Origin of the sequence: Streptomyces sp. NPDC026672 (assembly GCF_040638185.1) — a bacterium.
In the GTDB taxonomy this organism is placed as follows: Bacteria; Actinomycetota; Actinomycetes; order Streptomycetales; family Streptomycetaceae; genus Streptomyces.
The window spans coordinates 61,698-77,039 of record NZ_JBEZXS010000003.1; the positions used below are offsets into that span (position 1 = coordinate 61,698).

Sequence of the window (15,342 nt, forward strand, 5' to 3'; positions counted from 1 at the left end):
CGGCTCGTCATGTCTCCCGGTCCCGGTGTTCGGCCGCCGCCGTGAGCGCCGCGGCGGTCGTTCCGTCGGCGGGCAGGAACGTCTCCAGTTTCAGTTCGGCGAGCGTCACGTCGGTCGCGGTGGCGAAGGTCGTGACGGCGGTCATCAGGCTCAGTTCGCCGTACGGCGAGCGCAGCCGGAGCGGTACGGCGAAGCCGAGCGCGCCGGCCGAGGGGTCCGGTTTCGGGACGTAGGAGGCGAGTTCGGCGCGCAGTCGCGGCAACGGGCCGAGCCTGGCCAGGACGTGCCGTGCCCACTCGGCGAGGTTGCCGATGCGGGGAGCGAGCCCTTCGGGGTGGAGCGCGAGCCGGTAGACGTTGGTGCCCGGTCCCAGCAGTTCGGGCGCCGCTCCCTCCGTGAGCAGCCCGAACGCGGCGTTGGCGGCGACCAGATCACCACCCCGGTCCACGACCACCGCCGGGTAGGGCATGTGCCCGCGCAGCACGTGACCGATGGCCTCCCGCACGGGCGCCAGCAGCGGATCGTCCAGCGAACTCTCGGGATACGCGGGCGCGTAACCGGCGGCCAGCAGCAGCTCGTTGCGCTCCCGCAGCGGCAGGTCCAGCGACTCGGCGAGCCGTACGACCATGTTCCGGCCCGGCACGGACCTGCCCGACTCGATGAAGCTGAGGTGCCGCTGTGTGGTGCCCGCTCTCGACGCCAGTTCGAGCTGGCTGAGATGACGACGGGCACGACGTTCACGGAGCGCGTGAGGGAAGTCCACCGATTCCACTGCCCTGTTGTAGTCCCGGCACGGCCCTCCGGGCCATTCCCCGGAGGGAATTGGCGCGCGCGGCACGGCGCGTGAGCATCGTCGGCATGGACATCGGTGTGCTTCTCCCGACCGGGACCGCGCAGTGGGGCGCGGCCGACGACCCGCGTGACCTGGTCGGTCTCGGCCGGCTGGCCGAACGGCTGGGATTCTCCTCGCTGTTCGTCAACGACTCCCTGATCGGCCCGCGCGTCGAGGCGCTGACGATGCTGGCCGCGCTCGCCCCCGCGACCGGGAGCGTCACCCTGGGCACGGCCGCGCTGCTGCCGTTCCTGCGCAGGCCGGTGCAGACCGCGCAGTCGCTGGCGTCGATCGACCTGCTCTCCGGCGGCCGGCTGGTCGTCACGGTCGGCGCGGGCTTCCCCGGTCGCTTCGGACGTCCGCTCTACGACCTGTCCGGTGTGCCGTGGGAGCGGCGCTTCGCCCGGCTGGACGAGACCGTCGCGCTGTGGCGGGCCCTGTGGAGCGGAGCCCGGTCCTTCCACGGCGAGTTCCACCGCTTCGACGAGGTACCGCCCGCCATCGAGCCGGTGCCGGGGCGCCGTCCACCGATCTGGCTCGGCGGCGCCACCCCCGCGGCGCTCGCCCGCGCGGGCCGGACGTACGACGGCTGGCTGCCCTACCCGCCCGATCCCGCCGACTACGCCGCCGGCCTCCGCGAGGTCCGTGCGGCGGCGGCCGGCTCCGGACGGGCGCCGCAGGACATCACGCCCGCCCTGTTCGTCTCGGTGCGGATCGACGACGACGAGCGCCGCGGGCGCCGGGTCCTGGACGACTACGCGCGTGCCGTCTACGGCATGCCCCTGGCGGAGTTGGAGAAGATCCAGGCGGTGCTGACCGGTTCCGCCGAACGGATCGCGGACGGTCTGCGGCGGTACGTCGCCGCGGGCGCCCGGCACGTCGTCGTGCGGCTCGGTGCGCTGGACCTGCGGTCCCAGCGGGAGCAGATGGAACGGGTCGCCGCCCTGCTCCCGCAGGCACGCGAAAGGGGCCCGGCACGCACCGACCGGGCCCCGCGCGTCAGTTGACCGGGATCAGCAGATACCGAGGCAAGCGGCGATCGAGACGGCGATGTGCACACACACGTGGAGACCCACCATTGTTCTACTCCTCAAGAGCCCTTCTTCTCCCAACTCACCCTGTCGGCTGGGGAGTTGGCCCGCCGGGAGAAGCCCTCACGGCGTAGTTGTCGAATGACCCCGAACGCCTTGGACATACTCGAACACATGATCATTCACATAGCCTCCATAGATCACACGCCCTCGCCGAGAACCCCCGCCGAATCCCCAACTACCTGAGTGCATACGACAATTGACGCTGTCTCAGAACTTGGGTTCCGGGGACTGGGCCCGGACCAGGCGGGTGGCCTCCGCCTCCGTCTCCACCGAGGGCGGGGAGCCGGCCAGGGGCTTGTTGGCGGTCTCCTTCATGCACAGGACCGCGACCACACCGACGACCGCCGCCGCGGTGGCGTAGTACGCCGGCATGAGATTGGTCCCGAAGACGCTGATCAGCGCGGTGATCACCAGCGGTGTGGTACCGCCGAACAGGGAGGTGGCCAGGTTGTACGAGACCGACAGGGAGCCGTAGCGGACCTGGGTGGGGAAGATCGCCGGGAGCGCCGCGGACATCGTGCCGAGCATCGCCACCAGGGAGAGCCCCATCATCAGCAGGCCCAGGGTGATGAGGACGACGTTCCCCTCCCGGACGAGCAGGAAGGACGGCACCGACAGGAACAGGAAGCCGAGCATCCCCGTCATCAGCAGCGGCTTGCGCCCGAACCGGTCCGAGAGCCGGCCGACCCGGTTGATGACACACATCTGGAGGACCATCACGAGGAGCAGGATCAGCAGCCCGCGGTCGGTGCCGTAGCCGAGTTCGTCGGACAGGTACGTCGGCATGTACGACAGCAGCATGTAGTCGGTGATGTTGTACGCGGCGACCAGGGCCAGGCACAGCACCAGCGGCCGCCAGTACCGGGTGAAGATCTTGCCGAGGTCGGCGGCGGCCGACGTCTCGACCGCGTCGGCGGCCTCGCTCGCCTTGATCCGGCCGCCCTCCAGCTTCTGGAACGCGGGCGTCTCGTCCAGCCTCAGCCGCAGGTAGAGACCGATGAGGCCGAGCGGCGCCGCGACCAGGAAGGGGATGCGCCAGCCCCAGTGCAGCATCTGGTCGTCGCTGAGCACAGTGCTCAGGATCACGACGAGTCCGGACGCCCCGACGTACCCCGCGAGCGTGCCGAACTCCAGGAAGCTGCCGAAGAAGCCGCGCCGCTTGTCGGGGGCGTACTCGGCGATGAAGGTGGACGCGCCCCCGTACTCCCCGCCGGTCGAGAAGCCCTGCACCATCCGGAAGAGGATCAGCAGTGCCGGCGCCCACAGGCCGATGGCGGCGTGCGAGGGGATGAGCCCGATGGCGAGGGTCCCCACCGCCATCATGATCATGGTGATGGAGAGGATGCGCTTGCGGCCGAGCCTGTCGCCGAGCGGGCCGAAGACCATGCCGCCGACGGGACGCACCAGGAAGGCCACCGCGAAGGTCGCGAAGGAGCTGAGCAACTGGGCGGTGTCGTTCCCCGAGGGGAAGAAGACCTTGCCGATGGTCGAGGCGAGGTAGCTGTAGACGCCGAAGTCGTACCACTCCATGGCGTTGCCGAGGGCGGCGGCCTTCGTGGCCCGCTTGACGGCCGCCTCGTCGGTCACCGTGATGTCGCCGCGCCGCAGCTTGGGATGGCGTCGCCGCTCGATCGCGCGGAAGAGCACCCGGTGACGTCTGACCGCGGCGGGGTCCACCGACTCGTCGTTGTCGATCGCCTCCATGAGGGTGTTCCTTTCGCCGGATGTATGACCAAGCACAACACCTGCGCACTTATGACGCCCTCAAACGAACTCCTTCGTACGGTGCCGCCACGGTCACCGAAGGTCACCGGCCGATTCGTCCCGCACACCGCCGGGCAGCGGGGCTGGGACCGCCGATGGCGGGTATCCGCATGGCGGCCAGGACCCGACCTTCCGCCGTGAGGAGCCCCGGATGACCGATGACGCCTACCTCGTCCTGCTGACCGGAGCGGCCTCGCCGCTCGGCGTTCCCCCCGCGGCCGTCGGGGAGCTCGGCTGCATGGAGACGCCCGCCGTACGCGCCTGGCTCCACGCCCAGGGGGTCACCGCGCGCGACCCCGGGCTGCGGCTGCTGCCGCCGGAGGAGACCTCGGCGATCCCCGAGGACGCCGAGCGCCTGCCGGTCCCGCTGGGCGACGAGGAACTGAGCCGTCTGCGCCACGTGGGCGCGTCGGAGAGCGTCGCCCGGCTGGAGGAGGAGCTGCTCACCTACCGTTCCTGCACGGACGGCCGCGAGGCGCTGCTCACCCGTGCGCTGGCCGCCGGTGTGCCGGCGCACCGCGTCGCGGAGCTGACCGGCGAGGACCTGACCACGGTCAAGTCCCTCGGACACTGACACCGCGCACACCTGAGACACCTGAGACGCCTGAGGCACCGGGGACACGGCGGACAGCGCGGACAGCAGTGCGTCCGTCAGCCTCCGGTGCCGCGGTGCACCACCAGGTTCTGCACCTCGTACGACAGCTCGGTCGTGGTGGGATCGGGGGGCGGGTGGTAACGGCCCGCGCACACCGAGAGGTTGACGATGAGGGAGGCGTGCCAGTCCGGTCCCACGCCGCGTCCGTCGGCGAAGACCGGCTCGCCGCCCAGCGTCCAGACGACACCGCGCCTGCCGAAGGTGACACCGATGTCGACGAGGGCACCGGGACGTACGGCCGGGTCGCGCACGTAACGGTGGGCCCGGCGCACGTGGTTGGTGAGTTCCAGCAGGTCGGGGTTGTCCGGGTGGTACTCGAAGACGTCCACCTCGTTGCCCCCGTCCCGCCAGGTCCAGATCGCCGGCCAGGCGCCGTGGCCGGTGGGCAGGCGCACCCGGGCGTCGAGGTGGTCGCCGGTGCGGACCATGAAGCCCTCGGCGCTGCCCTCGGTGGTCAGCAGACCGGTGTCCCACAGGCCGTCGGTCCTGCGTGTGGCGCGGAAGGTGCCCGTGCGGGAGTGGCCCGGGTCCGCGGTGAGGTGGTCCAGTTTGTCGTCGCCCGGGTTGGTGGGGCCGCCGCCGGGATAGGCCCAGGAACGCCCCGCGACCCACTGGCGGTCCGAGGAGAAGTCGGCGGTGAAGACGGCCTCGCTCACACGCGGGCTCCCTCCGGGCGGGGACGGCGTCGCACGCCGGAGTTCTCCCCCACGCCCCGTCGGCCATGCGGCGGGTACGGGCCGACAGGGCGTGTTTCACCCGGGCGGGTGAAGGGTCCGCATACGCCCGCCCGAGTGATGTGGTGTGCCGGACACACATGGTCCGGCACACCACATCGGGATCGCGGTCTCAGCCCCCGGAGTCGATGCCGGTGACCACCGCGGGCCCCAGGGGCGCGCTGCTGTCGTCCAGACCCACGGAGCCCAGCGCGGACTCGGCGAGCCTGCGGGCCGCCCGCTCGGCCTCGGGGCCACTGTCCGCGTCGACGGTGAGACGGAGGGTGAACGTGTCGTCGTCATTGACGGTGAGCACGTCCAGGTCCTCCTCGTTGCCCATGTGGGTGTGGTGCGGATCGGCCGGACGCAGGGCCCGGGCCAGCTCGGTGCGGGTGCCCTGCCCGGCTCCGCCGGTGAAGGTCCCCGGCACCGAGATGACGTACGTCGTCATGGTCATCCTCCCTCGGTCCCCTCTCGCGTACCCCGGACGCGCGGCAAGATCCCGGCAAGTCCCCGGTGAACCCCCTTCCGACCGGCCATGTCGACCCCTACGGCCGGGTCGGCCGGATCGGCCACGACCGGGGCGGCCACGACCGGGGCGGCCGGATCAGCGGGCGGTGTGCTGGGCGCGCTCGTAGAGCGGCTTCGTGATCGCGGAGGTGAACTGGGGGCCGACGAGGTGGCGGGTGCAGTCCGGGGCCGGCTCCCAGGGATCGCAGCTGTCGCCCGCGGCGTCGAGCTGGCCGCCCTCGCTGTTGTCGCCCACCACCGTGCCCACGCCGGTCCTCGGGTCGAGGCCGGCGATCCGCGGGCCGCCGCTGGAGCCGCCGCCCATGACGCACTCGGTGCCCCAGATCCCCTCGGCCGAGGGGAAGTCGGGGGTGCCGACGACCTCACGGGCCCGGCCGGTGCAGTACGCGAGCCGCTCGCCGGTGTACTCGGGCAGACCCTCGCGGGCGGGGTCGGAGGCCGCGCGGGGATAGCCGAACTGGTGGACCGTGCGGTCGCCGGGCACGTCGAAGCCGATCCGCTGGGCCGCGCCGACGGCGTCCTGGACGCTGCGGCCCTGCGCGTTCGGGTTCAGCACGACGAACGCCTGGTCGTACCCCCCGAACCTCGCGCTGTCCTGCTGGTCGTTCTCCAGCCAGGTGGCGCCGACGACGCCCGTGCGGCCGACGAACGTGCCGTACGGCGCCGCGCCGTCACGGTAGCCGGGCACGAAGAGGACGTTCGCGGACCACTGGTTGTCCTCGCCGATCAGGTCGGTGTTGTTCACACAGTGCCCCGCGGTGACGACGGTGCTGCGGTTGGCGCTGTCGACGACCGTGGCGGTGCAGCTGGCGTCCTCGCCGTGGTCGGTGAAGAACAGCCTGCCGACCGTACGGGGCAGGGCGTTCTGCCGGGTCCACGGCGCTCCGTCGGGCCCGGCCTTCGGCGGGTTGTCCGACGACGGCTGGGTCAGTGCCGCGATCCGCTCCGGCGTCCAGTAGTCCAGGACCGCCCGCTGTTCGGCCCGGCCGACCGCCTGGTCGTGCGTGGCCACGGCGGTGGCACCGGAGCGCGCGGCGGGCTCGGCGGACGCCACCGACGCCGGGGCGAACACCGCCGCGGCGACCAGCGCTCCCGCCACCAACGGACGTGCGGAACCAGGGAACTGACGTGCTGACATGCTGCTCCTCAAGACGTCGATCGAACGCCGGCCCGGCGGACGCGCACGTACGGCGCGCCGCCGGACCGGGGGGACTCGCACTGGAGACGTCCGGGAGCGGCATCCGGTTGGAATCCGGTCCGCCCGGCCCCTGCGGGCCGGTTACTCGAACGCGGCGGCGAACATGCCGGGTTCGTAGGAGCCGCCCTTCTGGTGCACGATCACGGCGAGCCGGTTGGCCGCGTTGATCAGGCCGACCAGGCAGACCAGCGCGGCGATCTGGTCGTCGTCGTAGTGCTTGCGGACCCGGGCCCAGGTCTCGTCGGACACGCCCTCCTGGGCGTCGGCGAGCCGGGTGCCCTCCTCGGCGAGCGCGAGCGCGGCCTGCTCGGCCTCGGTGAACACGGTGGACTCGCGCCACCCGGCGACCAGGTTGAGCCGCACCGCGCTCTCCCCGGCGGCCGACGCCTCCTTGGTGTGCATGTCGATGCACCAGCCGCAGCCGTTGATCTGGCTGGCGCGCAGCGACACCAACTCCTGTGTGGACCTGGGCAGTCGCGACTGGTGGATCACCAGGCTCGCGTTGGCGAACCGCTTGGCGAACCGGGCGCCGACCTCGTTCTCGAACATGTTGAACCGAGCGTCCATGACGTCGTCCTCACTCGTGGTGTCGTACCGGACGACCACGAGATGCCGGCGACCCGCACCCCGTGACGGCGGGAGCATGTGACGTACGTCACCGCGGATGGATGTCACGGAACCGGGGGGTCCGGGCGTCCTGTGCGCGTGACGGCGGGGAGAGCGGACGGACGGGAGCGGCCGGTGGAACACGAGCGCAGGGAGCACGAGGCACACGACGAGCACCCACGCGGCGAGGGCGGGGCGGGCACGGACCCGGCGACCGAGGTGTTCGTCGCCCACCGCAATCTGCTGTTCACCGTCGCCTACGAGATGCTCGGCTCGGCCGCCGACGCGGAGGACGTCCTCCAGGAGACCTGGTTGCGCTGGTCGGGGGTGGACCTCGGCACGGTGCGGGACCGGCGCGCCTATCTGGTGCGGATCACCACGCGCCAGGCGCTGAGCCGGCTGCGCGCGTTCGGCCGCCGCAGGGAGTCCTACGTCGGCCCGTGGCTGCCCGCGCCGCTGCTCACCGCGCCCGACGTGGCCGAGGACGTCGAACTCGCGGACAGCGTCTCGATGGCGATGCTGCTGGTGCTGGAGACGCTCGGCCCGACCGAGCGGGCGGTGTTCGTCCTGCGCGAGGTGTTCGACCTCGGGTACGACGAGATCGCCGAGGCCGTCGACAAGAGCCCGGCCGCGGTGCGGCAGATCGCGCACCGGGCGCGGGCGCATGTCGCGGCGCGCAGACCGCGTGGTGCGGTGTCACCGGCGCAGACCCGGGACGCGCTCGCCGCGTTCCGGCGGGCGGTCGAGACGGGCGACCTCCAGGGCCTGCTCGACATCCTCGCGCCGGACGTCGTGTTCCTGGGTGACGGCGGCGGGATCAAGCAGGCCGTGCCGCGGCCGGTCGTGGGGGCGGAGAAGGTGGGCCGGCTGCTGGCCGTAGGTCTGGAGCGGCTCACGGCGGAGGCGCTGCGGCCGACCGAGGTCAACGGGCATCCGGCGCTGGTGCTGCGCTTCGACGGCGACGTCGACACGGTGATGGCGCTGCGCATCGACGACGGGCTCATCACCGGCCTCTACGCCGTGCGCAACCCCGAGAAGCTGTCCCACATGCGCGAGGAGATCACCCTGCGCCGCTGAACCCCGCGGCGGCTGCCCGGTGCCGGTTCGCGGTGTCGGATTCGCGGTGTCCGCCACTTGCCGTCGACCACTTGCTGTCGACGCGCCCGAACGCGTCCGGTCCCATGCGCAGTCGGGTGCGGGCCGTCGATCGACCGCTGCGGCCGGGGCGTCACCTCATCCGCCGCCGGTGCGGACCGCGCGCGCCAGGAAGTGGCGGGAGGCGTCCTCGTAGCGGGCCAGGTCCCAGCCGGCCGCCCGCAGGGCGGGGGTGAGGTTGTCCTCGGCGAGTGGATCGGCCGGGTCGAGCGGGCGGCCGTGGCGGGCGGCACGCTCGGCGCGGCCGGAGGGATGGAAGAGCAGCAGGACCCCGCCGGGCGAGGTCACCCGGGCCCATTCGCGCAGGGCCGCCGCGGGGTCGGGGACGTGGTCGACCAGGCCCGCGCTGAACACGCCGTCCACCGCCCCGGCGGGCAGCGGCAGCCGGCAGGCGTCGGCCAGCAGCAGGTACTGCCCCTTCCCGTCGCGGCCCTCGCGCACCGCCGCCGTGAGCATGGCGGGCGTGAGGTCGACCCCGACGGCCAGACCGCCGTCGCCGACACGCGCGCGCAGCGCGGGCAGCGCCCGGCCGGTTCCGCAGCCCACGTCCAGGACGCGCTGACCGGGGCGCAGCCCCATGCGGTCGACCGCGGCGGCGTAGCGCGGGCCGTCCTCGGCGAACCGCTGCTCCCAGGTGGCGGCCCGCCGGGTGAAGAAGGCACGGGTCGCCGTCCGTTCGGCACGGGCCACCACGTAGGCGGCGAACCGCGCGAACACGTCGCCGCGCTGCCGCTCCCGGGCCACCGCCCCCGCAGGGACCACCGGTTCCGCCAGGACCGCCGACCCCACCACGGCGACCGGCTCCGCCACGGCCGCCGGTTCCGGTGAGACGGCTTCCACCACGGCCGCCGGTTCCGGCGGGAACTCGATCCCCCACGCCGACCCGCCGACACGGAACGCCCGCACGGCGGGCCCCTCGGGGACGGCCGCGAACAGGGGGTCGGGGTGCACGGCCGGACTCACCCGCTCGCCGGTCCCGGACCCGTCGGCCCCGCCCGCCGCGAGCGCCAGCAACCGGGCGCCGAGGGACACCCCGAGCACGGGCACCTCGGCCTCCAACGCGGCCCGCAGCAGCGCGAGTTCGGCGTCGTGACCGACGAGGTCCGTGCGATCGCCCGGCGGTTCGCCGAGCATCACCAGGGCAACGATGTCGTCCACCGTCTCCGGCACCTGCTCCCCGGCCCACGTCCGGCAGACCCGCACCGGCAGTCCCGTCGCCTCCAGCGCGGTCGGGACGGCGTACGGACCCTCTTGCGGCGCGTGCTCCACGATCTGGATCACAGGCCACCACCTCCGCCACGACCGTACCCGCGCGGAGGAGGTGAGGAAACGCAGATAAGAGCCAACAGGCGCGATGAAGATGAGATCTGCCAGAGGAAACGATCCTTTCTCCGCGCATCTGCGTCCAACGATTCGCCCGCGGTCAGGGACGACGTCGACCCTGATGCCCGCCGGGTATGACAGGCGCCCCGGAAGGTCTTGGACGCGGGGTGGGCGGGGCGTGGAGGGTGGGTGGTGCGTATCCCGGCTCGGACGGAAGGACTTCTCCCATGGCACGTGTACTCGTCACCGGCTCCGCGGACGGGCTGGGGCTGATGTCGGCCCGGCTGCTGGTCGCCCAGGGCCACACCGTCGTCCTGCACGCCCGCGACGCGCGGCGCGCCGAGGACGCCCTCGCGGCCGCCCCCGGCGCGAAGTCCGCGATCAGCGGCGACCTCTCCTCGCTCGCGGGCATGCGGGAGACCGCGCGGCAGGCGAACGCCCTGGGCCGCTTCGACGCGGTCGTCCACAACGCCGGCGTCGGCTACCTCAAGCCGCGCCGCGTCACCACGGAGGACGGTCTCGAACAGCACTTCGCCGTCAACGTCCTCGCCCCGTACGTCCTGACGGCCCTCGTGACCCGCCCCGACCGGCTGGTGTACGTCAGCTCGGGGCTGCACCGCGGCGGTACGGCGGACCTCGGCGACCTCGGATGGGAGCGCCGCCCCTGGAACGGCATGCGGGCCTACAGCGACAGCAAGCTCCAGGTGACCGCGCTCGCCCGGTACGTCTCCGGCCTGTGGGGCGACGTGCTGAGCAACGGCATGGAGCCCGGTTGGGTGGCGACGAGGATGGGCGGGCCCGAGGCGCCGGACGACCTGGAGCTGGCCCCGGTCACCCAGGTCTGGCTGGCGGTCTCCGACGATCCCGCCGCCCGTACCAGCGGCGGCTACTTCTACCACCAGGAGCCGTGCCCGGTGCACCCGGCGGTCCTCGACCCGGAGTTCGGCCGGCGTGTCGCCGAGGTGTGCCGGGAGGCCAGCGGCATCGACCTGCCCGCCGCCTGACCCCGGTGGACCTGCGGCTGTGCGCCGCCACGACCACGAGCGGGGGCCGTCGCACCCGAAGGTGTGACGGCCCCCGTCCCGGAACGGGTCAGAGCAGGGCGCCCGCGGGACCGCGCACGGCCGTGGCCGCCATCTTCTCCACCTGCTCGGCCGTCACGGTCACCCCGGGAGTCTCGAAGAACCACTTCATGAGCTCCTCCTGGGACAGCCCGGCCGGCGCCTCACCCGCGTACGGGTAGCAGTACAGGGCCGTGTTCGGCCCGCTGCGCCAGCTCTCCGACAGGCCGCCGATGTCCACCGCGTCGTAGCCGAGGGCGTCGAGCAGCTCCGTCGCCTCGGCCTTCGCCGCCGCGTCGTTCCCGGCGAGGGGCAGTGCGCTGCGCCCGGGGTCGCCCGCGGGGCGCGCCAGGGACGCCAGCTGCTTCGCGCCGATGCTGTTGAACGCCTTGACCACCCGGGCGCCGGGCAACTGCCGCTGCACCAGCTCGCTGGAGGTCAGCTCGTCGTTGTCCAGCTCCGCGAGCTGTCCGTCGCGCTGCGGGTAGTAGTTGCAGGTGTCGATCACCGTCTTGCCGGACAGCTCCGCCGCCGGCAGCCGGTCGTGGGCGAGCAGCGGGACCGTCACCACAACGATGTCGCCGGCCTTCGCCGCCTCGGCGGGCGTGGCGGCCCGGGCGCGCTCACCGAGTTCGGCGACGAGGTCGCCCAGGGTCTCGGGACCGCGCGAATTGCTGAGCACGACGTTCCAGCCGGCCGCGACGGCGAAGCGGGCCAGCGTCCCGCCGATCATGCCGCTTCCGATGAGTCCGAGGGTCTTGGCCACCTGTTCGCTCCATCCGGGATGTCCAATCGCGAAGCCGACACCGGCTCGCGTTTCTGAAACTGAGTGTCAGGTTAGCGATCGGGTATCCCCTCTGCAAGTCAATGGCAGAAGCGGGTACCATGACCGGGTGGTCACAGCACGCACAAGGACACGGGACATCGCACGCAGCGCCGTGCGCGGCGAACTGGCCCAGGTGGCGTTCGGCCTCTTCAGCCGCGAGGGCTTCGCGAAGGTCACCCTGGACGACCTCGCCGCGGCGGCCGGGGTCTCCCGGAGCACCTTCCTGCGCTACTTCGGCACGAAGGAGGAAGTGGTCCTCAGCGCGTTCGACCCCGTCGGCGACCGGATGGCGCAGGCCCTGCGCGAGCGCCCCGCCGACGAGGACGACTGGACGGCGCTGCGCCGCAGCCTCGATCCCGCCGTCGACCATTTCGCCCACAGGTCGGCCGACTCCATCACCATGCTCCGCCTGGTGCAGGAGACACCCGCGCTGTGCGCCCGGCTGAGGGACAAGCAGGTCGGCTGGCGTCCCGGCCTCGTGGACATCCTCGTCGGGCGGCCCGGCGCCGGGGAGGCGGACGTGTTCGCCGCCCGGATGCGGGTGGGCGCGACGCTGGAGTGCCTGATCCTCGGGCTGGAGCGCTGGGTGGAGACCGACGGCCGCCTCGACCTCGGCACGATCGTCGACGACGCCTTCGCCGCCCTCACCGGCCCCTGACGGCCGCTCCCGGCGGGCTACTCGCCGCCGGGACCGCCCGGCACCTCGTCCGGCACCCACTCCAGCCGGCCGCGGCCCGCCAGGCGGAACAGCAGCACGAGCGAGGGCAGGATCAGCAGGCCCGCCACGATCGCCACGCCGACGGTCACCTCCAGCGACGCGTCCGGCGCCGCCGCCTCGCCGATCTCCAGGTGCGTGCCCAGCAGATACGGGTACTGGGCGACGCCCCAGCCGAGGACCACCAGGGCGACCGCGGCACCGGCGAGCACCCGCAGACCCGTGGTCCTCCCGAGGACGGTCAGCACCATGGTGGTAATGCCGCACAGCGCCGCGACGATCACCAACGGCAGGGCGCGGTGCCCCAGTTCGTCGAACAGCCGCGGTGCGTCGTGCCGCAGGACGAAGATGCCGACGACGCTGACCACCCCGGTGACGCCCGCCGCGAGCAGGGCGCGCCCGCGGAAGTACGCGTCCAGGAACCGGTCGCCCCGGCGCCGCGCCGCCACGTGCAGATAGACGGCGGCGAGATAGGCGCAGACCAGGACGGCGAGCACACCGCCGAGCACGGAGGTGGGGTTGAGCCAGGAGGTGACGGCGTCGCCGTTCCCCGCCGAGGGCACCCGGCCGGAGGCGAGACCCCCCGCGACGGCGCCGAAGCAGTACGGCGTCACGACCGACGACAGGGCGAACGCGGCCCCGTAGACGCGCTGTTCGGGGGTGCGGAAGGACGCCTTGCGGAAGGCGAAGCCCGCGCCGCGCAGCACGATGCCCAGGGCGGCGAGGCCCAGCGGGACGTAGAGGGTGGTGGTGATGGCCGCGAACGCGCCGGGGAAGCCCGTCCAGAGGAACACCAGGCAGTAGACGAGCCAGGTGTGGTTGGCCTCCCACACCGGTCCGAGGGAGGTGTCGACGAGGTGCCTCGGCCGTCTGCCGCGCTCGGCGCCGCCCGCGGTGAGGTCCCAGAAGCCCGCGCCGAAGTCGGCGCCGCCCAGCAGGGAATAGGCCACGACGCCGATGAACAGGAAGCAGGCGACGAGTTCCGGCATCACTTCTCCGATCCCGTCCGCACGGGCCGGGCGGCTCCGGACGGCCCGTAGGGGACCTCCACCCCGGTGTCGCCCCGGTCCTGCCACCGCCTCTTCATGGACAGCAGCACCGTCACGGCGCCGGTCGCGACGGCCGCGTAGAGGGCGAGGACCGCTCCGAACAGCGGCCAGAGGTCGCCCCGGGTCGTCACGGCGTCGCGGGTGAGGAGGTGACCGACGACCGTCCAGGGCTGGCGGCCGACCTCGGTGACCATCCACCCGGTCTCCAGGCAGGCGACGGCGGCCAATCCGCTGAGCGCGCAGCAGCGCAGGAACCAGCGCTGGGTCTCCAGGCTCCTGCGCCGCCACTTCAGCCAGAGGAACCACAGGACCAGGGCGAGCAGCGCGAAGGACAGCCCGACCATGACGTCGAAGGCCAGGTGAACGGTGCTGACCGCCACGTCGGAGGGGCGCACCGCCGCGGGGATCGTCTCGAGGCCCTGGATGCGGGTGGAGGGGCGGAAACCGGCCAGCAGGGAGGCCGTGTCGGGGACGGGAAGGCCGTAGCGGACCTGTCCGTCGACGAGGACGCCGCCGAGGGTCTCGGGCACGTGGGTGCCGGTCGTCGGCAGGAGTTCGATCGCCGCGAACTTCGCGGGTTCCTCCTGGAAGACGTAGCGGGCGATGGTGTCGCCGACCACGAGCTGGCAGGGCAGGACGACGGCCGCCGTGCCGAAGCCGATCAGGAAGCCCAGCCGGTGGTAGCGGCCGGTACGGCCGCGCAGCATGCCGACGGCGTAGACGCTCGCCACCGCGAAACCGGCCACGATGTAGGCGGCCAGGAGCATGTGCAGCGCCTCGTACCAGAAGGCTCCGTTGAAGAAGACCCGGGCGGGGCTGACCTCGGCCACCACGCCGTCGCGGATCGTGAAGCCGCCGGGCTGGTTCATCCAGCTGTTGGCGGCCACGACGGCGGCGGCCCCGCCGATGCTCGACAGGGCGACGGGCACGCCGGTCCAGAAGTGGGCCCAGGGCGACAGGCGGTCCCAGCCGTAGATGTAGATGGACACGAAGATCGCCTCAAGGAAGAAGAACAGGCCCTCGATGGCGAAGGGGAACCCGAAGGCGGCGCCGTACTGGCCCATCAGGCCGGGCCAGAGGATGCCGAGCTCGAAGGAGAGCACGGTGCCGGTGATGGCGCCGACGGCGAACAGCACCGCGGCCACCTTCGACCAGCGCCTGGCCAGCAGCAGGGCGTCGTCGTCGCCGTGCCGCAGACCGCGGAGGTCGGCGAGGAGCATCAGGCTGGAGAGGGCGACCCCGAAGGGGACCAGGACGATGTGGAAGCCGAGCGTGAACGCCATCTGCTGCCGCGCGGGCAGCAGCTGCGGCGGCTCGTCGCCCATGGCCAGCAACTGCCTCACGACGTCCGGCTCGATCAGCACCATAAGGCGTTGCATACCGCCCACGACACCACCGACCGCGCACTACCCCCGGCGCGCCGCCGGCCTTCCACCACCCGGCGGACGCCACACACGCCTCCACACACGGGACACCCTCACGGGAGCGCGAGGCCCGGGAGCACAGGGCGCCAGGCGGCGGGGCGCAAGACACGCGGACCTGGCCGTGGACGGCCGACGCGGTCCGGGGTGAGTGAGAGCGGCCGACCGGCCGAGGTGGCGGGATGCGCAGGCCGGGCGGACCCGGCGGTCGGGCGGAGCCGGCGGTCGGGCGGAGCCGGCGGTCGGGCGGACCCGGCGACCAGTCGGAACCGACGGCCGGTCGGGCAGAGCCCGGCCGTGGACCCCCAGAACGGCCCGGTTACGGACGCCCCCTCGGGGGGCCGAAGCGGTCTGGGGTGAAGGTAGCCGGCCGCCCAAGGTGGCGAGGTGTGCGGGCCG

General features: G+C 72.7%; 15 protein-coding genes. 5 read left to right on the top strand and 10 right to left on the bottom strand.

The window, feature by feature from the left end:
• Positions 1-7 precede the first annotated feature (7 nt).
• Positions 8-763 carry a helix-turn-helix transcriptional regulator gene (locus AB0F77_RS03600; RefSeq protein WP_361940778.1) on the bottom strand — a complete coding sequence of 252 codons (756 nt, stop codon included), beginning with the start codon at positions 761-763 and terminating at the stop codon, positions 8-10.
• Between the two features lie 95 nt (positions 764-858).
• Here AB0F77_RS03600 and AB0F77_RS03605 point away from each other — a divergent pair, with 95 nt between their 5' ends.
• Positions 859-1,839 (top strand): LLM class flavin-dependent oxidoreductase, encoded by a 981-nt coding sequence (locus AB0F77_RS03605; protein ID WP_361940781.1) that lies wholly within the window; start codon positions 859-861, stop codon positions 1,837-1,839.
• 294 nt (positions 1,840-2,133) lie between these two features.
• Here AB0F77_RS03605 and proP read toward each other — a convergent pair whose 3' ends face one another.
• Positions 2,134-3,630, bottom strand: coding sequence for a glycine betaine/L-proline transporter ProP (proP, locus tag AB0F77_RS03610; protein ID WP_361940784.1), 1,497 nt, complete (start codon positions 3,628-3,630; stop codon positions 2,134-2,136).
• Positions 3,631-3,841: 211 nt separating this feature from the next.
• Here proP and AB0F77_RS03615 point away from each other — a divergent pair, with 211 nt between their 5' ends.
• A complete protein-coding gene (locus AB0F77_RS03615) occupies positions 3,842-4,264 on the top strand; it encodes a DUF6003 family protein (RefSeq protein ID WP_361940787.1) in 423 nt (140 codons plus the stop codon).
• A gap of 77 nt (positions 4,265-4,341) precedes the next feature.
• Here the strand turns inward: AB0F77_RS03615 and AB0F77_RS03620 are convergent, their stop codons facing one another.
• The 4 genes from AB0F77_RS03620 to AB0F77_RS03635 all read right to left on the bottom strand — a co-directional run bounded on the left by AB0F77_RS03620 (position 4,342) and on the right by AB0F77_RS03635 (position 7,354).
• On the bottom strand, positions 4,342-5,001 hold the full coding sequence (locus AB0F77_RS03620; RefSeq protein WP_361940790.1) for a beta-glucanase: 660 nt from the start codon (positions 4,999-5,001) through the stop codon (positions 4,342-4,344).
• A 190-nt stretch (positions 5,002-5,191) separates the two neighbouring features.
• Positions 5,192-5,509, bottom strand: coding sequence for a hypothetical protein (locus AB0F77_RS03625; RefSeq protein WP_361940793.1), 318 nt, complete (start codon positions 5,507-5,509; stop codon positions 5,192-5,194).
• 156 nt (positions 5,510-5,665) lie between these two features.
• A complete protein-coding gene (locus AB0F77_RS03630) occupies positions 5,666-6,727 on the bottom strand; it encodes a hypothetical protein (protein ID WP_361940796.1) in 1,062 nt (353 codons plus the stop codon).
• 141 nt (positions 6,728-6,868) lie between these two features.
• Complete coding sequence (locus AB0F77_RS03635) at positions 6,869-7,354, bottom strand: carboxymuconolactone decarboxylase family protein (RefSeq protein ID WP_361940799.1); 486 nt, start codon at positions 7,352-7,354, stop codon at positions 6,869-6,871.
• 258 nt (positions 7,355-7,612) lie between these two features.
• On the opposite strand from AB0F77_RS03635, the gene AB0F77_RS03640 reads away from it, so the two are divergent.
• Positions 7,613-8,470 carry an RNA polymerase sigma-70 factor gene (locus tag AB0F77_RS03640; RefSeq protein ID WP_361941475.1) on the top strand — a complete coding sequence of 286 codons (858 nt, stop codon included), beginning with the start codon at positions 7,613-7,615 and terminating at the stop codon, positions 8,468-8,470.
• A 156-nt stretch (positions 8,471-8,626) separates the two neighbouring features.
• Here AB0F77_RS03640 and AB0F77_RS03645 read toward each other — a convergent pair whose 3' ends face one another.
• Positions 8,627-9,829 (bottom strand): methyltransferase domain-containing protein, encoded by a 1,203-nt coding sequence (locus AB0F77_RS03645; protein WP_361940802.1) that lies wholly within the window; start codon positions 9,827-9,829, stop codon positions 8,627-8,629.
• Between the two features lie 269 nt (positions 9,830-10,098).
• On the opposite strand from AB0F77_RS03645, the gene AB0F77_RS03650 reads away from it, so the two are divergent.
• On the top strand, positions 10,099-10,875 hold the full coding sequence (locus AB0F77_RS03650; protein ID WP_361940805.1) for an SDR family NAD(P)-dependent oxidoreductase: 777 nt from the start codon (positions 10,099-10,101) through the stop codon (positions 10,873-10,875).
• A gap of 88 nt (positions 10,876-10,963) precedes the next feature.
• Here the strand turns inward: AB0F77_RS03650 and AB0F77_RS03655 are convergent, their stop codons facing one another.
• Positions 10,964-11,698, bottom strand: coding sequence for an NAD(P)-binding domain-containing protein (locus AB0F77_RS03655; RefSeq protein ID WP_361940808.1), 735 nt, complete (start codon positions 11,696-11,698; stop codon positions 10,964-10,966).
• A gap of 127 nt (positions 11,699-11,825) precedes the next feature.
• Between AB0F77_RS03655 and AB0F77_RS03660 the strand changes: the two genes are divergently transcribed.
• Positions 11,826-12,416 (top strand): TetR/AcrR family transcriptional regulator, encoded by a 591-nt coding sequence (locus AB0F77_RS03660; protein WP_361940811.1) that lies wholly within the window; start codon positions 11,826-11,828, stop codon positions 12,414-12,416.
• 17 nt (positions 12,417-12,433) lie between these two features.
• Here AB0F77_RS03660 and AB0F77_RS03665 read toward each other — a convergent pair whose 3' ends face one another.
• Together AB0F77_RS03665 and AB0F77_RS03670 are read right to left on the bottom strand one after the other, a co-directional pair.
• Entirely contained in the window at positions 12,434-13,462 is a 1,029-nt protein-coding gene (locus AB0F77_RS03665; protein ID WP_361940814.1) for a cytochrome d ubiquinol oxidase subunit II, read from the bottom strand.
• On the bottom strand, positions 13,462-14,889 hold the full coding sequence (locus AB0F77_RS03670) for a cytochrome ubiquinol oxidase subunit I (protein ID WP_361940817.1): 1,428 nt from the start codon (positions 14,887-14,889) through the stop codon (positions 13,462-13,464). Before AB0F77_RS03670 ends, AB0F77_RS03665 begins: the two co-directional genes overlap by 1 nt.
• Positions 14,890-15,342: the final 453 nt, after the last annotated feature.